The 19,817-nt window shown below is 69.8% G+C and carries 16 protein-coding genes and 3 pseudogenes; 10 read left to right on the top strand and 9 right to left on the bottom strand.

Features of this window, described 5'->3' with window-relative positions:
- The first annotated feature begins 9 nt into the window (after positions 1-9).
- The 5 genes and pseudogenes from IE239_RS27985 to IE239_RS27965 form a co-directional block, all read left to right on the top strand.
- Positions 10-1,143 carry an aromatic ring-hydroxylating oxygenase subunit alpha gene (locus tag IE239_RS27985; protein ID WP_190152180.1) on the top strand — a complete coding sequence of 378 codons (1,134 nt, stop codon included), beginning with the start codon at positions 10-12 and terminating at the stop codon, positions 1,141-1,143.
- Positions 1,144-1,291: 148 nt separating this feature from the next.
- Positions 1,292-2,551, top strand: coding sequence for a serine hydroxymethyltransferase (gene glyA, locus IE239_RS27980; protein WP_190152179.1), 1,260 nt, complete (start codon positions 1,292-1,294; stop codon positions 2,549-2,551).
- A 100-nt stretch (positions 2,552-2,651) separates the two neighbouring features.
- Positions 2,652-4,034, top strand: coding sequence for an L-serine ammonia-lyase (locus IE239_RS27975; RefSeq protein WP_190152178.1), 1,383 nt, complete (start codon positions 2,652-2,654; stop codon positions 4,032-4,034).
- A 1,157-nt stretch (positions 4,035-5,191) separates the two neighbouring features.
- On the top strand, positions 5,192-5,836 hold the full coding sequence (locus IE239_RS27970) for a DUF4142 domain-containing protein (protein WP_190152240.1): 645 nt from the start codon (positions 5,192-5,194) through the stop codon (positions 5,834-5,836).
- A gap of 727 nt (positions 5,837-6,563) precedes the next feature.
- Positions 6,564-6,764 (top strand): annotated as a pseudogene (locus IE239_RS27965) (hypothetical protein); the annotation flags it as partial.
- Between the two features lie 5 nt (positions 6,765-6,769).
- Here the strand turns inward: IE239_RS27965 and IE239_RS27960 are convergent.
- Positions 6,770-7,369: a LysR family transcriptional regulator gene (locus tag IE239_RS27960; protein ID WP_190152177.1), complete on the bottom strand. Its 600-nt coding sequence runs from the start codon at positions 7,367-7,369 to the stop codon at positions 6,770-6,772.
- Between the two features lie 50 nt (positions 7,370-7,419).
- Here IE239_RS27960 and IE239_RS27955 point away from each other — a divergent pair, with 50 nt between their 5' ends.
- Entirely contained in the window at positions 7,420-8,370 is a 951-nt protein-coding gene (locus tag IE239_RS27955) for a nitrilase-related carbon-nitrogen hydrolase (protein ID WP_190152176.1), read from the top strand.
- 184 nt (positions 8,371-8,554) lie between these two features.
- On the opposite strand, the pseudogene IE239_RS42430 reads toward IE239_RS27955, so the two are convergent.
- Positions 8,555-8,947, bottom strand: a pseudogene (locus IE239_RS42430) (methyltransferase); the annotation flags it as partial.
- Position 8,948: 1 nt separating this feature from the next.
- Between IE239_RS42430 and IE239_RS27950 the strand changes: the two are divergent.
- A pseudogene (locus tag IE239_RS27950) lies at positions 8,949-9,108 on the top strand (IS701 family transposase); the annotation flags it as partial.
- A gap of 178 nt (positions 9,109-9,286) precedes the next feature.
- On the opposite strand, the gene IE239_RS27945 reads toward IE239_RS27950, so the two are convergent.
- Positions 9,287-10,555, bottom strand: coding sequence for an MFS transporter (locus IE239_RS27945; RefSeq protein WP_190152175.1), 1,269 nt, complete (start codon positions 10,553-10,555; stop codon positions 9,287-9,289).
- A 177-nt stretch (positions 10,556-10,732) separates the two neighbouring features.
- A complete protein-coding gene (locus tag IE239_RS42425; RefSeq protein WP_229878353.1) occupies positions 10,733-11,269 on the bottom strand; it encodes a DODA-type extradiol aromatic ring-opening family dioxygenase in 537 nt (178 codons plus the stop codon).
- A gap of 5 nt (positions 11,270-11,274) precedes the next feature.
- Between IE239_RS42425 and IE239_RS27935 the strand changes: the two genes are divergently transcribed.
- The gene (locus tag IE239_RS27935) at positions 11,275-11,892 is read left to right on the top strand and encodes a hypothetical protein (RefSeq protein ID WP_190152174.1); all 618 of its coding nucleotides are present in this window, start codon (positions 11,275-11,277) and stop codon (positions 11,890-11,892) included.
- A gap of 247 nt (positions 11,893-12,139) precedes the next feature.
- Entirely contained in the window at positions 12,140-12,808 is a 669-nt protein-coding gene (locus IE239_RS27930) for a hypothetical protein (protein WP_190152173.1), read from the top strand.
- 524 nt (positions 12,809-13,332) lie between these two features.
- On the opposite strand, the gene IE239_RS27925 is transcribed toward IE239_RS27930, so the two are convergent.
- From IE239_RS27925 to IE239_RS27915, 3 genes are read right to left on the bottom strand one after another with little or no spacing between them, the layout of a single operon-like run.
- Entirely contained in the window at positions 13,333-15,048 is a 1,716-nt protein-coding gene (locus tag IE239_RS27925; protein ID WP_190152172.1) for a styrene monooxygenase/indole monooxygenase family protein, read from the bottom strand.
- Between the two features lie 21 nt (positions 15,049-15,069).
- The gene (locus tag IE239_RS27920) at positions 15,070-16,293 is read right to left on the bottom strand and encodes a styrene monooxygenase/indole monooxygenase family protein (RefSeq protein ID WP_190152171.1); all 1,224 of its coding nucleotides are present in this window, start codon (positions 16,291-16,293) and stop codon (positions 15,070-15,072) included.
- Positions 16,294-16,327: 34 nt separating this feature from the next.
- Positions 16,328-17,116 carry an SDR family oxidoreductase gene (locus IE239_RS27915; protein ID WP_190152170.1) on the bottom strand — a complete coding sequence of 263 codons (789 nt, stop codon included), beginning with the start codon at positions 17,114-17,116 and terminating at the stop codon, positions 16,328-16,330.
- A 113-nt stretch (positions 17,117-17,229) separates the two neighbouring features.
- Here IE239_RS27915 and IE239_RS27910 point away from each other — a divergent pair, with 113 nt between their 5' ends.
- Entirely contained in the window at positions 17,230-18,216 is a 987-nt protein-coding gene (locus IE239_RS27910; protein ID WP_190152169.1) for an AraC family transcriptional regulator, read from the top strand.
- On the opposite strand, the gene IE239_RS27905 is transcribed toward IE239_RS27910, so the two are convergent.
- Both IE239_RS27905 and IE239_RS27900 read right to left on the bottom strand, forming a co-directional pair.
- Positions 18,210-18,653 (bottom strand): ATP-binding protein, encoded by a 444-nt coding sequence (locus tag IE239_RS27905; protein WP_190152168.1) that lies wholly within the window; start codon positions 18,651-18,653, stop codon positions 18,210-18,212. The genes IE239_RS27910 and IE239_RS27905 overlap by 7 nt on opposite strands.
- A 269-nt stretch (positions 18,654-18,922) precedes the next feature.
- A complete protein-coding gene (locus tag IE239_RS27900; protein ID WP_190152167.1) occupies positions 18,923-19,726 on the bottom strand; it encodes a cyclase family protein in 804 nt (267 codons plus the stop codon).
- Positions 19,727-19,817: the final 91 nt, after the last annotated feature.

Genomic DNA, 19,817 nt, shown 5'->3' with positions numbered 1-19,817 from the left:
GGTGACCCGATGACCCTCACGAATCTGCCGCCCAGCCTGATCCCCACGCTGTCCGGCGAGTACTACACGGACCCCGCCGTCTTCGCCCAGGAGCAGGAACGGGTCTTCGAGGCCATGTGGTTCTGTGTGGCCCGTGGTTCCGATCTGGCGAAGCCGGGTGCTTTCCGCACGTTTCAGGTCGGGCGGGAGAGTGTCCTTGTGACCCGGGCCCGGGACGGTTCGGTGCGTGCGTTCTTCAACGTCTGCCGGCACCGTGGGGCCAGGCTCTGCACGGAGGAGTCCGGTGAGGTCAAGCGGGCTTTCCAGTGTCCGTACCACGCTTGGACGTACGGTCTGGACGGCAGGCTGGTCGCTGCGCCGAACCTGACGTCGATGCCGGACGTCGACCGGACCGCGTACGGTCTGGCCGGCGTTCATGTGCGGGAGTGGCTCGGTTATGTGTGGGTGTGTCTGGCCGACGAGCCGCCGTCGTTCGAGGAGGAGGTGCAGGGCGCGGTCGTGGAGCGCCTGGGTGACGTCGAGTCGATCGAGCGGTACGGCGTCGGCGGTCTGTCGGTCGGGCGGCGGATCACGTACGACGTGAGGGCGAACTGGAAGCTCATCGTCGAGAACTTCATGGAGTGTTATCACTGTGCGACGATCCATCCTGAGCTGACCGAGGTGCTGCCGGAGTTCGCGGACGGGTATGCCGCTCAGTACTACGTGGGTCACGGGGCGGAGTTCGGTGAGGAGGTGCGGGGGTTCACGGTCGACGGTTCGGAGGGTCTGGACCGGATTCCGGGGGTGGCGGAGGAGCAGGACCGCCGTTATTACGCGATCACGGTGAAGCCGCAGGTGTTCGTCAACCTGGTGCCCGATCATGTGATCTTCCACCGGATGTATCCGATGGCGGCCGACCGTACGGTCGTCGAGTGTGACTGGCTGTATCTGCCGCACGTCGTGGAGAGCGGCAAGGACGTCAGCCGGTCCGTGGAGCTGTTCGACCGGGTCAACCGTCAGGACTTCGAGGCCTGTGAGCGCACCCAGCCCGGCATGAGCTCCCGGCTGTACGCCGGGGGCGGCGTGCTGGTGCCCAGCGAGCACCACATCGGCGAGTTCCACACCTGGCTCCAGAACAAGCTCGACGTCGGACCCGCACGCTGACCCGTCCCCGCCCCTCGCACCCCCGTCCGCCTGCCGCTCCGGTCACCCGCACGCTCGTCCCCGCCGCCGCGGCCACCGTGTCCTGAGCGCCCGCTCGGGAGCGTCCCGCTTCTTCTCCTCCCTCCGCAACCCGCACAGGAGACCGCTGATGACCCTGCTCAACCAGTCCCTGCACGACCTCGACCCCGAGGTCGCCGCCGCCGTCGACGCCGAGCTGAACCGCCAGCAGTCCACCCTGGAGATGATCGCTTCGGAGAACTTCGCTCCGGTGGCGGTCATGGAGGCCCAGGGCACGGTCCTGACCAACAAGTACGCCGAGGGCTACCCGGGCCGTCGCTACTACGGCGGCTGCGAGCACGTCGACGTCATCGAACAGATCGCCATCGACCGCCTCAAGGACCTCTTCGGCGCCGAGTACGCCAACGTCCAGCCGCACTCGGGCGCGTCCGCGAACCAGGCGGCGCTGTTCGCCCTCGCCCAGCCGGGGGACACCATCCTCGGCCTGGACCTGGCTCACGGCGGCCACCTCACCCACGGCATGCGTATCAACTTCTCCGGCAAGCAGTTCGGCGTCGTCCCTTACCACGTCGACGACTCCGGTCTGGTCGACATGGACGAGGTCGAGCGGCTCGCCAAGGAGCACCGCCCGAAAGTGATCATCGCGGGCTGGTCCGCCTACCCGCGTCACCTCGACTTCGCCGCCTTCCGCCGGATCGCCGACGAGACCGGCGCGTACCTGTGGGTGGACATGGCCCACTTCGCCGGGCTGGTCGCGGCCGGACTGCACCCGAACCCGGTCGAGTACGCGGACGTGGTCACCTCCACCACTCACAAGACCCTGGGCGGCCCCCGCGGCGGCATCATCCTCGCCCGGGGCAAGGACTTCGCGAAGAAGCTCAACTCGTCGGTGTTCCCCGGCTTTCAGGGCGGTCCGCTGGAGCATGTCATCGCGGCCAAGGCGGTCTCCTTCAAGGTCGCGGCGAGCGAGGAGTTCAGGGAGCGCCAGCGGCGCACCGTCGAGGGCGCGAAGATCCTCGCCGAGCGGCTGACGGCGCCCGACGCCCGTGCGGCGGGCATCGACGTGCTGTCCGGCGGCACGGACGTGCACCTGATCCTGGTCGACCTGCGCGACTCCGAACTGGACGGACAGCAGGCCGAGGACCGCCTCCACGAGGTCGGCATCACCGTCAACCGCAACGCCGTCCCGAACGACCCGCGTCCGCCGATGGTGACCTCGGGCCTGCGCATCGGCACGCCGGCCCTGGCCACCCGCGGCTTCACCGCCGAGGACTTCACCGAGGTCGCCGACGTCATCTCCGAGGCGCTGAAGCCCTCGTACGAAGCCGAAGCCCTCAAGGCCCGGGTCACGGCACTGGCCGACAAGCACCCGCTCTACCCCTGCCTGTGACCGACCCTCCCGGAGGGCGTGCCGTCACCGACCGACGACCCCTCGCAGGGGGCGTTCCGTCACCGGCCGGCACACCCCCGCCGACTCCACGGAGCGTGGCGTGGCAATCAGCGTCTTCGACCTCTTCTCCACAGGCATCGGCCCGTCCAGCTCGCACACCGTGGGCCCGATGCGCGCCGCCGGGATGTTCGTCAGGCGGCTGAAGCAGGACGGGACACTGGCCCGGACCGCCGCCGTTCGGGCGGAGTTGTTCGGTTCCCTCGGCGCCACCGGACACGGCCACGGCACCCCCAAGGCGGTGCTGCTCGGCCTGGAGGGCAAGGAGCCGCACACGGTCGACGTGGCCCGGGCCGACCTGGACGTCGAGCGGATCCGCGCCACCGGACGCATCCGTCTGCTCGGCGAGGAGATCGGTCCCGCCCACGAGATCGGCTTCGACGCCTCGGCCGACCTGGTCCTGCACCGCAGACGGTCACTGCCGTACCACGCCAACGGCATGATCCTCTTCGCGTACGACGCCGACGGCGTCCCCCTGCTGGAGAAGACGTACTACTCCGTGGGCGGCGGCTTCGTCGTCGACGAGGAGGCCGCCGGCGCGGACCGCATCAAGCTCGACGACACCGTGCTGCCCCATCCGTTCAGCACCGGGGACGAACTGCTGCGGCTCGCCCGGGAGACCGGCCTGTCGGTCTCCGCGCTGATGCTGGAGAACGAGAGGGCCTGGCGCACCGAGGCGGAGATCCGCGCGGGCCTGCTGGAGATCTGGCGCGTCATGGACGCCTGCATCTCCCGGGGGCTCGGCCGCGAGGGCATCCTCCCCGGCGGCCTGAAGGTCCGCCGCCGGGCCGCGGCGGCCGCCCGCGCGCTGCGCAGCGAGGGCGACCCGCAGGCCCGCGCCATGGAGTGGATCACGCTGTACGCGATGGCGGTCAACGAGGAGAACGCGGCCGGTGGCCGGGTGGTGACGGCCCCCACGAACGGCGCGGCCGGCATCATCCCCGCGGTCCTGCGCTACTTCATCGAGTTCGTCCCGGGCGCCGACGACGACGGCATCGTCCGCTTCCTGCTCGCCGCCGGCGCCATCGGTCTGCTCTTCAAGGAGAACGCCTCCATCTCCGGCGCCGAGGTCGGATGCCAGGGCGAGGTCGGTTCCGCCTGCTCCATGGCCGCCGGGGGCCTCGCCGAGGTCATGGGCGGCAGCCCCGCGCAGGTCGAGAACGCGGCCGAGATCGGCATGGAGCACAACCTCGGCCTCACCTGCGACCCCGTGGGCGGCCTCGTCCAGATTCCCTGCATCGAACGCAACGGCATGGCCGCGGTGAAGGCCGTCACGGCCGCCCGTATGGCCCTGCGCGGCGACGGCCGCCACCATGTCTCCCTCGACAAGGTGATCAAGACCATGAAAGAGACCGGCGCCGACATGAAGGTCAAGTACAAGGAGACCGCCCGCGGCGGCCTCGCCGTCAACGTCATCGAGTGCTGAGCGCCGGAGGGCACCGGCTGAGGCCTCGACGACAGAACGGGGGAGCGAGGCCAGGGGCCGGTGCACCGCCCGCACGTCGTCGCGTTCACGCATGATGGAGCCGGCCGCGGGCGAAGAGCGGGTACAGGGGACGACGAGAGACCGGACCCGGCGTCCTGCCGGTCCCGGCCTCGGATCACGGCGCCGACGTCGCGCCGGACCCGTTACGGGCGGGAAAGGCCCGGACGCCTCCGAAGAGGCCGCCGCCACAGCCGGGTCGACGAGCTGATCTCACACGGTCGACTCGGACGCGTCAGCTGATCCTCACCCGCGCAACTCGTCGTCGATCAGACCGTTCTGGGCCTGCCTGCCTGCCTGCCTGCCTGCCTGCCTGCCTGCCTGCCTGCCTGCCGAGTCAGGGGAGGCGTCGCCGGACGCGTTCAGGACCACTCCGCACGTACGGAGCGCCGAGGACCCTTCCCCTCCTCGGCCATGAACACCGCGCCTTCCGAGCCGGCGAGCCTGGCGACCGCGAGACCGATGACCTGAAAGAAGCTGGAAATCCTTAAATCCGGAAATCCGGAAATACTGACGCCATGCAGGGAGAACGGTGAGAGGGAGGACCCTCCGCATCTGCTGACGTCGCTGACGAGCCGGGAAGCGCCATGTGTGCGGGAATGGATGTGGCCCTTCCCGGCCGCCGCCACATGATCGTCGCAAGGGCACCCCGTCGCGATAGGGGCGAACGGCCCATGTTTCAGCCTGCAGTCGGGACCGAACGGCCCTTCTTCGCGCCGCAGGCAGTTCGGCTTCGACGGAGGGCGACGCCCGGGTCGCGCGCTGCTGTCCACAGGCGGACCAGAAACTTCGACCACGAGGGGTCCGTGCCGGTGAGCTGGGCTCTCGAACGACACATGCCGCAACGGTGCGAGAGCACGTGCGCATGGCACACACCGGCGTATTCACCCGCTGCGGGCTGTCCTGAGAAGACCGGCCGGTCGATTTTACGAACCCATTGCGAATCCGAGAGAATTTTCTGAGGTCCGTATCCGTACTCCTGCGCGTGCGGGATCCGATTCGGATCAGGAGACACGGTGCTCGTTTCACGGAAGGTCGCGGGAACTCTCTTCCTCGGCGGTGGGATCGCCTTCACTCTCGGCTCACTCCTCTACCCCTCCATGCTCGGGGTCCAGAAGGTCAGCAGCGCACCCGACCGGGTCATCGCCCGCCCGGCGACCGGGCCGTTGACGGAAGCCGACCGGGACTTCGTGGTCGAGGTGCGGGCGGCCGGGCTGTGGGAGTACCCCGTCGGTCAGATGGCGGTACAGAAGGGCACGACCAAGGCGGTCAAGACCGCCGGGGAGCACCTGATCGCCGGGCACGGCTCGCTGGATGCCGCCTGCCGCGGCGTCGCCGGCGAGTTGGGCATCACGCTGCCCAACCAGCCCTCGCCGCAACAGCAGGGCTTCGTCGCCCAATTGAACGCCGACACCGGCAAGCAGTTCGACGCCGACATGGCCACCATCCTGCGCGCGACACAGGGCCAGATCCTCTCCACGATCGCGAGCGTCCGCACCACCACGAAGAACTCGCTGATCCGTGCCCTGGCCGACAAGACCAACGACACCCTCATGGACCACATCACGATCGTGGAGAAGACCGGCCTGGTCGACTTCGACAAGGCCCTCTCCCAGTCGGCCAACCCGCCCGGCCTCCCGGCCCAGGACACCACTCCACCGCCCCCGGTGGCGGGCCAGCCACAGGTCGTCCTCCCCCCGGCGGCGAACAGCAAGGTCTCGCCCGGGTCCGTCGGCGGGGAGTGAGGACACCGGCCGAACTTCCTGCTACCGAACTCTTGCCCAGTGCTCCACCCTTCAGGGCGGAGGTGTAGGGCATCCTGCCCCTGGCGGCCCGGAGGGCCGCAGATTCATGGCAGGATCGCCTTGTCCGACGACGTAGTTGTCGGATCTACCGCCGGACGGGCGGGATGTCAGGCCTGCGGAGGCCGTGTAAGACCGATCCTCACCGGTCGGCAGTGGCCCGTGAAACAGGAACCCGAGGTGGTACCGCGTAGCGGTACGGACCGGAATCTCCTGCCCTCGGGCAGGGGAGGGCGTCAAGGCCAGGCCGTCATGCCCGGCCCCAGCCGCCCGCCACGCTCCGGCGGCGCGCGGCTGATCAGTACCTCTCCGGGCGGCGCCACCGCCGTACCGGCGGTCCGCGAGCAAGCTGGTTGAGCGACTCGGCACCGGGGTCGCACTCACCGCCTGCGAAGAGCGGCTGTTCCTGCGCAGTGGCGACGCCGGGGGCCGCTCGGCGGGGAACCTGGAGATCTTCTTCGACCGGGAAGCACCGCAGAGCGTGGTCACTCTCTTCGATCGCTCCTGATGCCCCGGTCCGGTTTCGCGACCTTGTCGCGGACCCGGAGGGGTACAGGTACGGCCGTAGCGCGATCAGCGGGGGTGGCGTGCACTCCTGAACATCGTGCGGTGGCCGCACAAACACCGTTGCGGTACTGACCAACCTGGTATCGGCACGTGCGACGCTGCGATGCCGACGGTGACACGGCCGGAGTCCGAGGGGAGCATCGGGATGCCACGCGGGGAACGACCGCTGGACGACGACCGCGGTCCGCTGGTGGCTCTGGCCGGGGCGCTGCGGGAGTTACGGGTCGAGGCGGGCCGGCCGACGTACCCGGAGTCGGCACGACTGACAGGCTTCTCCTCCTCGACGCTGTCGGCCGCCGCGGCCGGCCGTCACCTGCCCAGCCTGCCGGTGCTGCTGGCCTTCGTCCGCGCCTGTGGTGCCGAACTCGGGCCGTGGGAGGAGCGCCGGCGTGCCAACAGCTCACGGCTGCGGTGGTCGGCACCGTGCGCGGGGGCCGCGGCCGCCCCGAGATCGACCTCACCGCGGTCGATCATGTCGGCGACGGTGTTGCGGCTGGCCTGCCGTACGGCGAGCCGGATGCCCGGCAGCCCCGCGGTGGCGGCCAGCAGGCGGGGCAGCAGCGCCGCTTCCAGATCATCGGACATGCCCAGAGTGAAGGTGCGCTGGGCGGTGGCCGCGTCGAATCGGTCCCGGTCGGTCACCGCACCGTGGATCAGCCCGAGGGCCGGCTCGATGCGGCGGGCGAGTTCGATGGCGCGCGGTGTGGGCACGATGCCGCTGCGAGTGCGGGTGAACAACTCGTCGCCGAAGAGTCCGCGCAGTCGGCCGAGGGCGGCGCTGGTGGCGCCCTGGCTCAGGTGCAGCGCGGCGGCCGCGCGGGTGACACTGCGCTCGCGCATCAGGGCGGCGAAGACGATCAGCAGGTTGAGGTCGGCCTTCCTGAATTCGGTTTCATAAATGTCGATCATCGCAAAGATTGGTTTGCCAGATGGTGTGCGGGGTTCCTACCGTCGACGGCATGACTTCTGCCTCTCCTCATGAGTCCCGCCGCACCGTGACCGTCGCCGTCGCCCAAGCGGCCGCTCCGTTGTTCGACACTGCGGCCGCAATGGCCCGGGCCGAAGAACTCATCCGCGAGGCCGCCCTCCGGGGCGCCGAAGTCGTCGTCCTTCCCGAGGCGTTCCTCGGGGGCTACCCGAAAGGACTGGACTTCGGCGTCACGGTCGGCAGCCGCACACCGGACGGCCGTGATCTCTTCCGCCGCTACCACGCAGCCGCCATCGAGGTCCCCGGCCCGGAGACCGAAACACTGGCCGTGCTCACCCGGGAGCTCGGATGCCACGCCGTGGTCGGCGCGGTCGAACGCCAGGGCGGCACCCTGTACTGCGTCGCGCTCTTCTTCGGCCCCGACGGCTACCTGGGCCTGCACCGCAAGCTGATGCCCACCGCCGCCGAGCGTTACCTGTGGGGGCAGGGCGACGGATCCACTCTCCCCGTCATCGACACCGGCACCGCCCGTATCGGCGCGGCGATCTGCTGGGAGAACTACATGCCGCTGCTGCGCACCGCGATGTATGCCAAGGGCGTGGATCTGTGGTGCGCGCCGACCGTCGACGACCGCGACGCCTGGCAGGCCACCATGCGGCACATCGCCCTGGAAGGCCGCTGTTTCGTCCTCAGCGCCAACCAGTACCTGCGGCGCGACGCTCTGCCGGCGGATCTCCACCCAGTCCAGGGCGACGGACGGGACACCGTCCTGATCGGTGGCGGCTCTGTCATCGTCTCCCCGCTCGGCGAGGTCCTGGCCGGGCCGCTGCGTGACGGCGAGGGAATCCTGACCGCGGAACTGGACCTCGACGACCTCACCCGCGCCCGCTTCGACCTTGACACCACCGGCCACTACGCCCGCCCCGACGTCTTCACCCTCCATGTCGATGAGTCCCCCCGCCCCACCGTCACCGCCAGTTGACCGCACCGGCAGCAGCGGGGAACCAGGGTGAGCAAGTCCGGGGACCCCCGAGCACAAGGTGAGGATATTCGACGAGCCCCATCACCTCCGGCTGGTCATCCCGTGAGTGCGGCGAAGCCACCCACGGGATGTGCTCACCTGGTGAACCGGGAGGCGCGATGCTGTTGCGTGGTCCGGGTGTCGGTCATGGTGCCGGGATCAGACGCCAGAGGGACGTGGTCTCGGCGCTTCGTGCTGTGTGGAGTGGGTCGGCGGCGCCCTTGGAGCGTGGGTGCCGGGGCTTGGTATCGATCTTTTCCACGACGCGAAGCTGTGCTGCTTGGATGGCGTCGAGCAGCTGCTGACGTGTCCGGAGGCTGAGGTGCTCTGCCAGGTCGGACAGGACGAACCGTCCCTCGCCGCCCGGTCGGAGGCGGGCGGACAGACCGGCAAGGAAGCTGTGAAGCATGGTGCTGTCCGGATCGTGGACGCCTTGTTCGACGGGGCCGGTCGGACGGGCGGGGAGCCAGGGCGGGTTGCAGACGATGAGGTCGGCGCGGCCTTCGGGGAACAGGCCGGGACCTGACACCTCAACACGCGGTCTGGACCACTTCGAGGGCCGCTCCTGGGTCGGATGGCATCACCACGTCACCCTGGTCACCGCCGCCCACGCATTCCTCACCGAGCAGCGCCTGGCCCCAAGCCGATACACCGGACTCACCCTCTACCAGATCCTCGACACCATCCAGAACCTGGTGAACTGCTGGACCGGCACCTGCCCCACCTGTCACCAGCCACCGCCCGGAACATCCACCACCAGTCAGAACCCGAGCGCCAGACAGACCTGACGGAGTCCTACCGGCTACGGCACTTGGGAGCGGGTGTGAGGCAGCGTCTCCGGCCCCGGAAACCCACACGCGGCTGCCGTGGGAGGCGTTCACCTCCGCTCGGCGACCATGCGCAGGGCCGGCTCACGGCGGAGCCTGATGAAGGTGACGGCCAGGGCGACAGCCTGGACGACGGCGCAGCCCAGCACCGCTCTGCCCAGATGCGCAGCCGGAATGAGCGCAACGAGGATGCCGGCGGCGGGGAAGGGCAGCAGCAGGATGAGCATGGTCAGCGAAAGCGTAGCCCCGAGCGCCGTCGACGGGATGACCATCGAGCGCACGGTGCGCAATACGACGGTGAGGCCGCCGTCACCCGCCATGAAGAGCGCGACCAGGATCGTGTAGGAGAGGAAGGACGACGCCTGCGGTACGCCCAGACAGGCCACTGAGGCGAGTATCGCGGATGCGGCCCCCACCGCCCACAGGTCGAACCGGCTCAGTACCAGTCGGCAGCACGTGATCGCCAGCAGAGTCGCCACCGCGGCGGCGGACCACATGGTGCCGACGCTGGCGGGCGAGCGGCCGAAGGTCTCCACGACGATGACCGGACTGGCGGACTGCAGCAGACCGAGGGCGAGGTTCGAGCAGGCCAGTCCCGCCACGAGCCACCCCAGCGCGGGCAGTCTCACCAGTGTGCGCAGGCCCGTGCGCAGCCCGCCGGCTCCTCCTGTCCCCTCCTTGGATGCGGCACGCAGCGGGGTCGGCGGGGTCTGAAGCGCGAGCACGGCAGCGGACAAGGACACCACGCTCAGACATCCGAGCATCCATCCCGGTCCGGCCAGGAGGAGGAAACCGGCGAGCAGCGGACCGATGACCGTGGCTGTCTGATCGATGCCGACCAGGACCGCCTGCATCCCATGCGGCCGGGCTTCCCTCCGCCGGATGACGACCGCTCCGACAGCCTCGTTGGCGACGAACCCGAACTGGGAGAGGATGCCGGTCAAGGCCACCAGCACCAGAAGGACCGACGTCTGCGTGGTGCCCCGTGGAAGCATCATCAGGGCGATCGCGGAGCCCGCCACCACGGTGGCGCGGCCGAGGGACGACAGGAAACCCACGATGGCTGCGCCGCGACGGTCCACGACGTTCCCGGCCAGGATGAACGCCGCGATCCGAGGTGTCCATTCCAACGCGAACGCGAGACCCGTCAATGAGGCGGAATTGGTGATCGTCAGGACCAGTAGCGGCATCGCGTACGTCGACATGGAGAATGCCAGCGCATCACCCGCACGCGGACCATAAATTCGCCGAAAGAGCCCGCCGGGGGGAAGGGCGGCATGTCGACCGGCAGGCCGGTCCTCGTGCACAGTGAGGGCCACGAACGGGAGGCTTTCGGAGAGGTGTGCTGAACGGGGCGGAGAACGAAGGGAATTATCCGCACTGAAAAGCGATGCGCGGAAGTCAGCTGTGCCGACAGCTGTGCGGAGTGACAGTTCTCGTAAATGCGGCAAGAACGATGAACTGACGCACCTTCGACGACAGTTGACGGATCAACCTTACCTCTCCGTACCGCTCCCACGTGTCGAGTTCCGCCCAACACGAGGGTATGAGGCGATTTCGATCGGATAGTGAACTCGGCCCGTCGAGGCCCGGAGTTCGATACGTAGCGCCAACAGCGGAATCGCGCCCTCCGTGGCAGAGCCGTTGAGGAACGCGGGCCCAGTCCAGCTCCACCGACCAGCCCAGGGAGTGTCCTGGCGATCATGAGCGGAGTCACCGAGCGCGCGGATGCGGCTGACCGGTCCCAGCGGGGTGGCAACGCCGTTGACGAAGACCGGTACGACAGGGACCTTGCCGATGCCGCCGAAGAGGACCGCCAAGGGCTGGACGAAGCCGTGGTCGACGGTCATCCGGGCCGACACGGTCAGGTCGATCCCCTGGTCGAGGACTGTGCGGGCGAGCGCGCGGGCAGCGTCCGTGTCGACCGAGAGGGACCGGCGGCGGAGCCGAAGTCGCCCACCGCGTTCGCGTCGGTCGCCACCGCAAAGTGCCCCCGCCCCAAGCCAACGTCGGCGGACGCAGCCTCTGGTCACGCCCCGTGGCCCAGGACTGGGCAGAACAACGCGACCGTTCCCCAGAGAGCGCGGCCGCTAAGCTCGACTCCGGGGACAACGACCTGTCGATCGGCCTGGTCGACCTGCGCCAGCGCCTGGCACGCCGGTTCTTCGGCACCCTGTGGGAGCGTCCCGACTGGCGCAAGCGCTGGGCCTTGCGCTTTCGCACCGCGAGCGCCGTCCAGGAGATCGCCGACGAACTCGCCCTGAGCGTGGCCGCCGACACCGACAGCATCATCGATGCCCACGACTTGGCCGCAACCGTTCTGCATGCCGTCCTCGACGAGTTCGCCTACGGCAAGGAACTCGACAGCTCCATCGACGGGCCGGCTACCTTCTACGGAATCACGACGCCGGTGACGAAGATGCTCGACTGGCTCATCCGCCACCACCCCCGCACAGCCCACCACCTCATCGGCGAGATCATCGGCGTCGCCGAACGCCGCCTGGAGATCCCTCGCCAGGTCAGCGCCGACTCCATCCGCACCGCCCTCGACAGCGCCCTGCCCCGCCAGGCCCGGCTCGACTTCCTGGAGCGCGCCCTCCCGGCTGTCTCACGTGGAGCGGACGACTGGCGTACAGGGGCCTTCGGTTGTGAGTGAGTGCGCGGGCGGGCACGACGACGCTCACGCCGATGGCGACCGGGTCTACGCCGCGGTCAAGAACGTCGTCGTGGAGGTGAAGTACCGTCCGTCGCATATCGAAGTGCCGCGTACCCGGTGGCGCTCAGGGGTTGAGCAACGCGGGGCTGTCCGGAGTCTCCCGGGCACCCCGCCCGGTGTGCGAGATTGCCGGTAGGGCAGCATCTGCTCAATCTGCTCGGCTATCGCCTGCCCGTGAGGGGTCGTCATGCGCTCGACCAGCCGCGCCGGTGGGCTCGCCCTGCTGGCCTGCCTGTTCCTGACGGGCTGTTCATCTGTCCCACTCGGCAGGCCGGAGGCGTCGCCGTCCGGCGTTGCGGCGCCGGCGGTGTCTGCGTCGGGTGCCGCGGGCGGGGCCCGGTCGATCGCGGTCGGGGCCGGCCCGCAGAAGCACTACACGGTCCAGCAGCAGCACGCGGCGGGCAGCTGCCACTACCGGTACGAGAAGGGGGAGCCGCTGGAGGACCCGAAGTGCACCCCGGGCGCGATCTCCCCCGCCGTCACGCAGGCCAATGTGAAGTCGACGATCTGCCGTAAGGGCGGCTACACCTCCGGTGTGCGCCCCTCCGCGTATGCGACCGGCAAGGAGAAGAGGCTCAACGCCGCCTCCTACGGCTACACCGGCAGCATGGGCGACGCCGAGTACGACCACCTGATCAGCCTGCAACTCGGCGGTGACCCCAACGACTACCGCAACTTGTGGGTCGAACCCGCAGACCCCGGCCACAAGAAGGGCGCCGGGGTCAACAACAAGAAAGACCCGGTCGAGACCAAGCTGCACACCGCGGTCTGCGCCGGCGAAGTCACCCTCGCACAAGCACAACAAGCCATCGTCACCGACTGGACCACCGCACTCACCACCCTCGGCCTCCACTGACCCCAGACCGCTCAGTGTGCCGCCCGTGAGGCTCGGGGCAGGGGTGTGCCGAGTCGGCCTGGGGACGAGCTCCTTCGCGGTCGGTCCCGCCGCCAAGACCGGCACCCCCTGTCGCCCGGATGGGCCCGTGACGGCGTGCCACGCGGGGAACTGGCGCCTACCGGCTGTCGTGCGAGTCCGAGCGCACGGTCGGCAGGCTGAGCTTGATGGTGGCGAGGCACTCCGCCGGGTCTGCGATCTCTACAACCGACCTCGTCAGATGGGATCCATCCTGCTCGCACGCCTTCACCAACGCGGACAACCAGGACGCGTTTGCCCTGCTGCGCGCCCCCATCTCCTGGCGTGACCCGACACCACAGATCAAGCATCAGATTCCGGGATGAAACATCGGGAGAAATCGGCCTCTGACGGCGCTCGCAGCCGCGCGCCCGGTCTGATGCCCCAGGGTTCTCCCGTGCCGCGGGGTACGGACCGACGCACCGGAGCGGCTGACCGGGAGAACCCTGGGGCACTTTCCGTCCGCCTCACACGTCCGGGTGCTTGGCGGCCAGCCGGTAGCTGCCGGAGTGGAAGACCAGCGGATCGCCGCCCGGCGCGTCGTACCGCTCGACCTCGCCGAGCATCACGAGGTGGTCGCCCGCGTCGAGGCACTGCAGCGTCCGGCACTGGAACCGGGCGACAGCCCCCTCCAGGAGCGGAGTGCCGCCCACCCCCTCGCCGGTGGGCGCGCCGGCGAACTTGTCGTCGGCCGGGGTGGCGAACTGGCGGGAGAGGTGGTGCTGGTCGGCGGCGAGGATGTTGACCGCGAAGTGCGTGGCCGACGTGAAGTCGGGCGTGCTCGGCTGGTTCTTGCCGGGGCACCACAGCACCAGGGGCGGGTCGAGGGAGACCGAGGTGAAGGAGTTCGCGGTCATGCCCACCTTGCGGCCGTCCGCCGCCCGCGCGGTGACCACCGTGACCCCGGTGGCGTACTGGCCGAGGGCCCGCCGCAGATCCCGTACGTCGAAGGCGCTGTCCGACTGTGCGCGCTTCTCGGCGAGCAGGCGGTCCGTCTCCGCGGGTTCGCTCCACCAGGGGTAGAGCGTCCGGGGATCGTCGAAGCCGTTCGCCAACGCGGCCGCGACGGCCGGGAGTTCGGCGGCCTCGGTGAGGAGCCGCAGTTGGTGCGGCTGGACGCCCGCCAGTAGCGAGTTGGTCCAGGCGACCGCCCACTGGGCCCAGCCGCGCCAGTAGCCGTCGAAGGTGCGCTGCATCCAGGCCGCGGTGAACTCCCCGGACCCGTGCCGCACGATGTTGTCCAGATAGTGCTCGGCCGCCTGGGCCGCGTTGTTGGAGCCCTGCCCGGTGATCGGGTCGCACAGGACGACCGCGTCCGCCATACCCAGCACCTGGCGCCCGGAGGGGAGCTGCGCCACCGGTTTGCGTACCGTAGGGGTGAGCCGGCCGCGCAGCACACCGCCGTCGTCGGTGAGGACCGCCGAGCGGCAGCGCTCGTACTCGTCCGGGAAGAAGCGCTGCAGCAGGTCGAGCGAGCGGGCCAGGTGCTCGTCGGGGGTGCGGACGTCGTCCCAGCAGTCCATCGGGCCGCCCGGTACGCCCTCGAACACCATGATCTCGCAGGGGCCGGAGACTGTGAACGCGGGGAAGGTGAAGTACTCGCCGACGCCCGGGACGATCCTCAGGTCCACCACCGCGTCACCGGGCCGGGGGAGCGCCCCGGTGACGTAGGTGAGGGCCAGCGCCCGCTGCGGCCGGTCGTACGGGGAGCGTTCGGTGTCGCGCTGGAAGATCCGGCCGAGTTCTCCCTTGCCGGTCGCGACGACGACCAGGTCGTGGGAGCGGGCGTACTCCTCCAGGTCGGTTACGGTCGCCGCCCGCACCACGAGCTTGCCGTCGGCGTCCTCGTACCGCTCCAGCCAGGCCGCGCACTTCACACGCTGGTCGACGGACCGGGCCGGGCCGTCCAGGGCCGCCGTCCACCCGATGCTGTCGCCGTCGCCCGCGAGGGACAGCGAGATGCCGGAGATCTGCGGGCACTGTTCCTGCCAGGCGTCCAGGCCGAGCGCGCGCTCGGTGCGCAGGGCCGTGTCGAACATGCACTGGCTGGACATGACCTGGCCGCGCCGGATCTCGTCCGGCCCCCGGTCGGTGACCAGCGTGACGTCGTAGCCCCGGTCCAGCAGGCCGAGGGCCAGCTGCGCCCCGGACTGTCCCGCGCCGATGATGGCGATGGTCCTCATGAGCTGCTCCTGATGGGGATGTCAGGCCGACACGGCCGCGAGGTAGTTCTCGGCCGAGGCCGGGTCCATGAACCAGTGGAAGAAGTCCCGCGGGTCGTCGAAGCCGTTGGTGAAACGGCGGGCGATACGGGGGCTGACGGCGGCCGTGCCGAGCAGCTTCAGCACATGCTCCGGCGGCGCGCCCAGCAGGGCGTTGGTCCAGGTGGCGACGTACTGCGCGTAGTCCCAGTACCGTTCGAAGGTCTCCTGCATGAACGCCCGGTCGAAGGGGTGCTCGCCGTGCTCCAGGATGCTGGAGAGGTACGACGCCGCGCACTTGCTCGCGTTGTTCGAACCCTGCCCGGTGATGGGGTCGTTGAGGACCACGACGTCGGCCAGGCCGAGGATCACGGCACCGGAGGGCAGCTGCCCGACGGGCTTGCGTACGGTGGGCGGGAAGCGGCCGGCGAGGATGCCGTTCGGGTCGGTCAGCCGGACCCCGTCGAGCCGCTCGGCCTCCCACGGCAGGTAGCTGCGGACGATCTCCAGGGAGTGCGCCAGGTGCTCCTCGGGCGAGGTGATGCCCTTCCACGAGTCGAGCGGGCCGCCGGGAACGCCCTCGAAGACCATGATGTCGCAGGGCCCGGTCGTGGTCAGGGCTGGGAAGGTGAAGTACTCGCCGATGCCGGGCAGCATGTTGAAGCTGACCGTGGAGTACTCGCCCCTGGGGGCCATGCCGGTGACGTAGGTGAGGGCGAGGGCGCGCTGCGGGGCGTCGAAGACCGACCGCTCGGCGTCGCGCTCGAACAGGCCCGCGATCTCGCCCTTGCCGGCGGCCACGATCACCAGGTCGGACTCCCGGGCGTAGTCCTCCAGGTCCGCCAGCCCCGCCTCGCGCAGTTCCACCTTGCCGCCGCGCTGCTCGAACTCCTCCAGCCAGGCCGGCATCTTCACCCGCTGGTCGACCGAGCGGGCGGGCGCGTCGAGCCGGGAGGCCCAGGAGAACGCCTTGCCGCCGGCGCCGTTCGGCACGGTGAAGGAGATGCCTTCGACCGGGGGGCAGTCCGCGTCCCAGAAGTCCAGACCCAGGTTGCGTTCGTGCGCCAGCGAGGTGCCGAACATGCACTGGCTGGACATGACCCGGCCCTCGCGGATCTGCTGACCGGTCCGGTTCGACACGATGGTGACGTCATAGCCGTGGTCCAGCAGCCCGATGCCGAGCTGCAGGCCTGACTGTCCGGCTCCGATGATGGTGATCTTGCGCATGCGGTGGACCTCCGGTCCTGAGGAAGGGGGGGTGCTACTCGGTGAGCTGGGGGATGGCAGGCACGAGACCCTCGGGGCCGATCGCCGAGTAGCCGCCGTCGACGGCCCAGTCGGCTCCGGTGACGAACGACGCCTCGTCGGAACAGAGGAAGACGACGACCCGGGCGACCTCCTCCGGGTCGCCGACGCGGCCCAGGGGATGGAAGGGGGCGGCCACCCGGTCGGTCTTCGCCCGGTCGCCACCGGTCAGCTGGTCCATCACCTTGGACCAGGTCCAGCCGAGGCTCACCGAGTTCACCCGGATGTTGTCCGCGGCCAGGTCCGCCGCCATGTTGCGGGTCAGCTGGACCAGGGCCGCCTTGCTCACCGGGTACAGCCAGCGTCCCGGCTGGGCGACCTTGCTGGAGATGGACGTGAAGTTGACGACGGCACCGCCGCCCTGCGCGACGAGGTGCGGATGCACCGCCCGGGCCAGCACCGCCGCGCTCGCCACGTTCACGTCCAGGGCCGTCAGCCACTGGTCACGCGTGGAGGGGAAGCCGTCGTCGACGTAGGAGCAGGCCAGGTTCACCAGGACGTCCAGCTGGCCGAAGGCGGACACCGCGCGGCCGACGCAGTCGGCGACCTGAGCATCGTCCGTGATGTCGGTCTGCACGAAAAGAACACGCTCCTCGAATTCCTTCATCAATTCGAGGCCGCCGTCCTCGTCGATATCCGCGACGACGACATTCGCGCCGGCCGCGTGGAATGCACGCACGACAGCCCTGCCGATAATCGTTGACCCGCCGGTAACGAGTACGGTCTTGACCGGCAATCCGCTCATGATGTCTCCTGGTATTCGTCGGGAGTTGCCGAAAAATTAGGCCTGGCGGGGCAGTGCCGCTATCCGCATCACGCAGCCCCCCGTCCAGATCGCGCTCCCCGATGGAGGCCCCGATGCCCAGCCCGCTCATCCCGCTCGGATCCCACGAGCGGTTCCACACCTCGGAGCTTGAAGTCGCACGGGCACAGGTGGGGCGCGCCTTCCGCGCGCACGACCTGCGGGTCGTCCAGCGGTCGGCACAGCTTGACGCGCGGATGCACGGCGTCACCTTCGGGGACGTCGGCCTGTACTACCTGGACTACGGCGCGGACGTGCTGATCACGCCGGGTGCGCTGGAGGACTTCTACCTGGTCCAGATGCCGCTCGCGGGATCCGCGGAGATCACCTGCGGCCGCCAGCAGGTCGTCTCCACGCCCCGACTGGCATCAGTGCCGTCCCCCACCGACCACCTGGCGATGCGCTGGCACGCGGGAAGTCCCCAACTGATCGTCTGGATACGCCGGTCCGCCTTGGAGGACCACCTCGGCAAACTGCTCGGCCGGCATCCCCGGGTGCCGGTCCGCTTCGACCTCGCCATGGACCTCACCACCCCCGGGGCCCGCTCCTGGCTGAACATCGTCGACCTGCTGCGGCGCGACGCGGACACCACCGGCGGAATGCTCGACCAGCCCCTGATCGTCAAACAGCTCGAACACCTTCTGAGCACCCAGCTCCTGCTCACCCAGCCGCACAACTACACGGCGGCCCTCCAGGGCGACCGGCCCCGCGTGGCGCCGCCGACCGTCCGCAGGGCCATGGACCTCATCGAGGGGCACGCGGCCGAGCCGCTGACCGTTGAGGACGTCGCCGAGGCCGTGGGGGTGAGCGTGCGGGCGCTCCAGGAGGGCTTCCGCCGGCATCTCGGGACGACGCCCGTGGCGTATCTGCGCGAGGTCCGCCTCGACCGGGTGAGGTCGGAGCTGATCTCCGCGCTGCCGGGCACCACGACGGTCACCGACGCCGCCTACCGCTGGGGCTTCTTCCATCCCGGACGCTTCGCGATCGCCTACCGCGAGCGGTTCGGGGAGCACCCCTCCCAGACGCTGCGCGGCACTCAGTAGGGCAGCGGGCGGGCGGCCGGGGCGTCGAACTCGGCCCACCGGACACTGCGCGGACCTTCGCGGTACGCGCCGCACTCGGTGGCCAGGGCGATCACGATGTCGCAGCCGCGGCCGTGCTCGTCGTCCTGGAGACCGAGGCCGTACACCTCGGCGGGGCCGCTGTCGCACAGTTCGACGCGCAGCCGGCGGCCGTACGAGATCCGCAGCTCTGCGGGCGGCAGGGCGTGCACCACCGCGTTCGTCGCCAGCTCGGACACGACCAGGACGACCGAGTCCAAGGTCGTTGCGGGCAGCTCCCAGTCCGTCAGGAGGGCGGCCACCCGGCGCCGGACCAGGGCCACGGCCTCGGGGGTGTGCGGGACCGGGCACACGTACGCATCACGCGCCGGCCCGGCGGCGACGGCCGTGCTCGCAGCGAGGGCAAGCGTTCCGGTCATCTCGATGCACCTCCAGCGGGCCTGGAGCCGTTCTCCGCGGCCCGATTCCTTTCCTTGTCTCCCAGGATGGGAAGGAAGGGTTCCGCCTCACAATCCGGCATGCGAGTGTTGGTATCCGGATAACGAAGCCCGTCCGAGCGAACCCGCCCGCCCTTGACCTGCCATTGCCGGCCTTGTCGGCACGCACCGGTCCAGCCCCGTCCGGCACACGCCTACGGCCACGGAGGCGGACCACCGTGGCCGTAGGCGCGGCACCGCAGCCGTGTGGGTCAGTGTTCGTCCGGGGTCACCAGCGCGAGGACACGGCACGGGGAGCCGGAGCCGCTGACGATCGGCAGCGGGGCCGCGATCAGTACCGCGCCGGTGACCGGCAGCCGGTCCAGGCCGCGCAGCTGGGTCAGCCCGTACTTGCCGGCGCCGAGCAGGAAGGAGTGGCACGGGAACGGCGGCTCGAACCCCATCGCCGCGCCCGCGTCGGTGCCGACGGTCTCCACGCCCATGCCCAGGATGCCGGTCTCCTCGGCCAGGTAGCGGGCCGCCGCCGGGGTCAGCCCCGGGGTCCGCGGGCCGTTCTCGCCCAGGTTGGCGTAGGCCGCCGGGTCGTCGGCGTACCGGGACCAGCCGGTGCGGTACAGCAGCCAGCCGCCCTCCGGCAGCGGCCCGTGCTCGTCCTGCCAGTCGTGCAGGTCGCCGACGTCGAGCAGGTAGGTCGGGTCGGCCGCGACCTCCGCTGTCCGGTCGATGACCACCGCGGGCCCGACCAGCCGCTGGGCCGGCACCTGGGAGACGTCGTCCAGGTCCTTGCCGCTGATCCAGTGGTTCGGCGCGTCGAAGTGGGTGCCGGTGTGTTCGCCGGTACGGAAGTTGTTCCAGTACCAGGCCGGACCCCGGTCGTCGAAGCGGCTGATCTCCTCCAGCTCGAAACGGGCGGTCTGCCCCATGGACTCGGGCAGCGTCAGGATCGGCGTGCCGGCGTGCAGGGGCGCGGTGAGGTCGACGACCTCTATCGCGCCCGAGGCGAGCTTTTCGGCCACCGCGGCCAGGTGCACAGCGGAGGTGATGACGTCGCTCATCGCGTGGTCCTTCCCCGGGAAGTGGTGTGGGTGGCGATGAGCATGACGTCCCCGCCGCCGGAATCGAAGACCCCGCCGCGCTCAGCGGATG

It is taken from the genome of Streptomyces humidus, assembly GCF_014649655.1.
GTDB lineage: Bacteria > Actinomycetota > Actinomycetes > Streptomycetales > Streptomycetaceae > Streptomyces > Streptomyces humidus.
This window is presented reverse-complemented; position numbering and strand designations above follow the sequence as displayed.

Excerpts from the sequence above, each read along its gene's own strand:
- IE239_RS27985 (WP_190152180.1), top strand. The coding sequence starts at position 10 with ATGACCCTCACGAATCTGCCGCCCAGCCTGATCCCCACGCTGTCCGGC.
- glyA (WP_190152179.1), top strand. The coding sequence starts at position 1,292 with ATGACCCTGCTCAACCAGTCCCTGCACGACCTCGACCCCGAGGTCGCC.
- IE239_RS27970 (WP_190152240.1), top strand. The coding sequence starts at position 5,192 with ATGCTCGGGGTCCAGAAGGTCAGCAGCGCACCCGACCGGGTCATCGCC.
- IE239_RS27960 (WP_190152177.1), bottom strand. The coding sequence starts at position 7,369 with ATGATCGACATTTATGAAACCGAATTCAGGAAGGCCGACCTCAACCTG.
- IE239_RS27955 (WP_190152176.1), top strand. The coding sequence starts at position 7,420 with ATGACTTCTGCCTCTCCTCATGAGTCCCGCCGCACCGTGACCGTCGCC.
- IE239_RS27930 (WP_190152173.1), top strand. The coding sequence starts at position 12,140 with ATGCGCTCGACCAGCCGCGCCGGTGGGCTCGCCCTGCTGGCCTGCCTG.
- IE239_RS27925 (WP_190152172.1), bottom strand. The coding sequence starts at position 15,048 with ATGAGGACCATCGCCATCATCGGCGCGGGACAGTCCGGGGCGCAGCTG.
- IE239_RS27920 (WP_190152171.1), bottom strand. The coding sequence starts at position 16,293 with ATGCGCAAGATCACCATCATCGGAGCCGGACAGTCAGGCCTGCAGCTC.
- IE239_RS27915 (WP_190152170.1), bottom strand. The coding sequence starts at position 17,116 with ATGAGCGGATTGCCGGTCAAGACCGTACTCGTTACCGGCGGGTCAACG.
- IE239_RS27910 (WP_190152169.1), top strand. The coding sequence starts at position 17,230 with ATGCCCAGCCCGCTCATCCCGCTCGGATCCCACGAGCGGTTCCACACC.
- IE239_RS27905 (WP_190152168.1), bottom strand. The coding sequence starts at position 18,653 with ATGACCGGAACGCTTGCCCTCGCTGCGAGCACGGCCGTCGCCGCCGGG.
- IE239_RS27900 (WP_190152167.1), bottom strand. The coding sequence starts at position 19,726 with ATGAGCGACGTCATCACCTCCGCTGTGCACCTGGCCGCGGTGGCCGAA.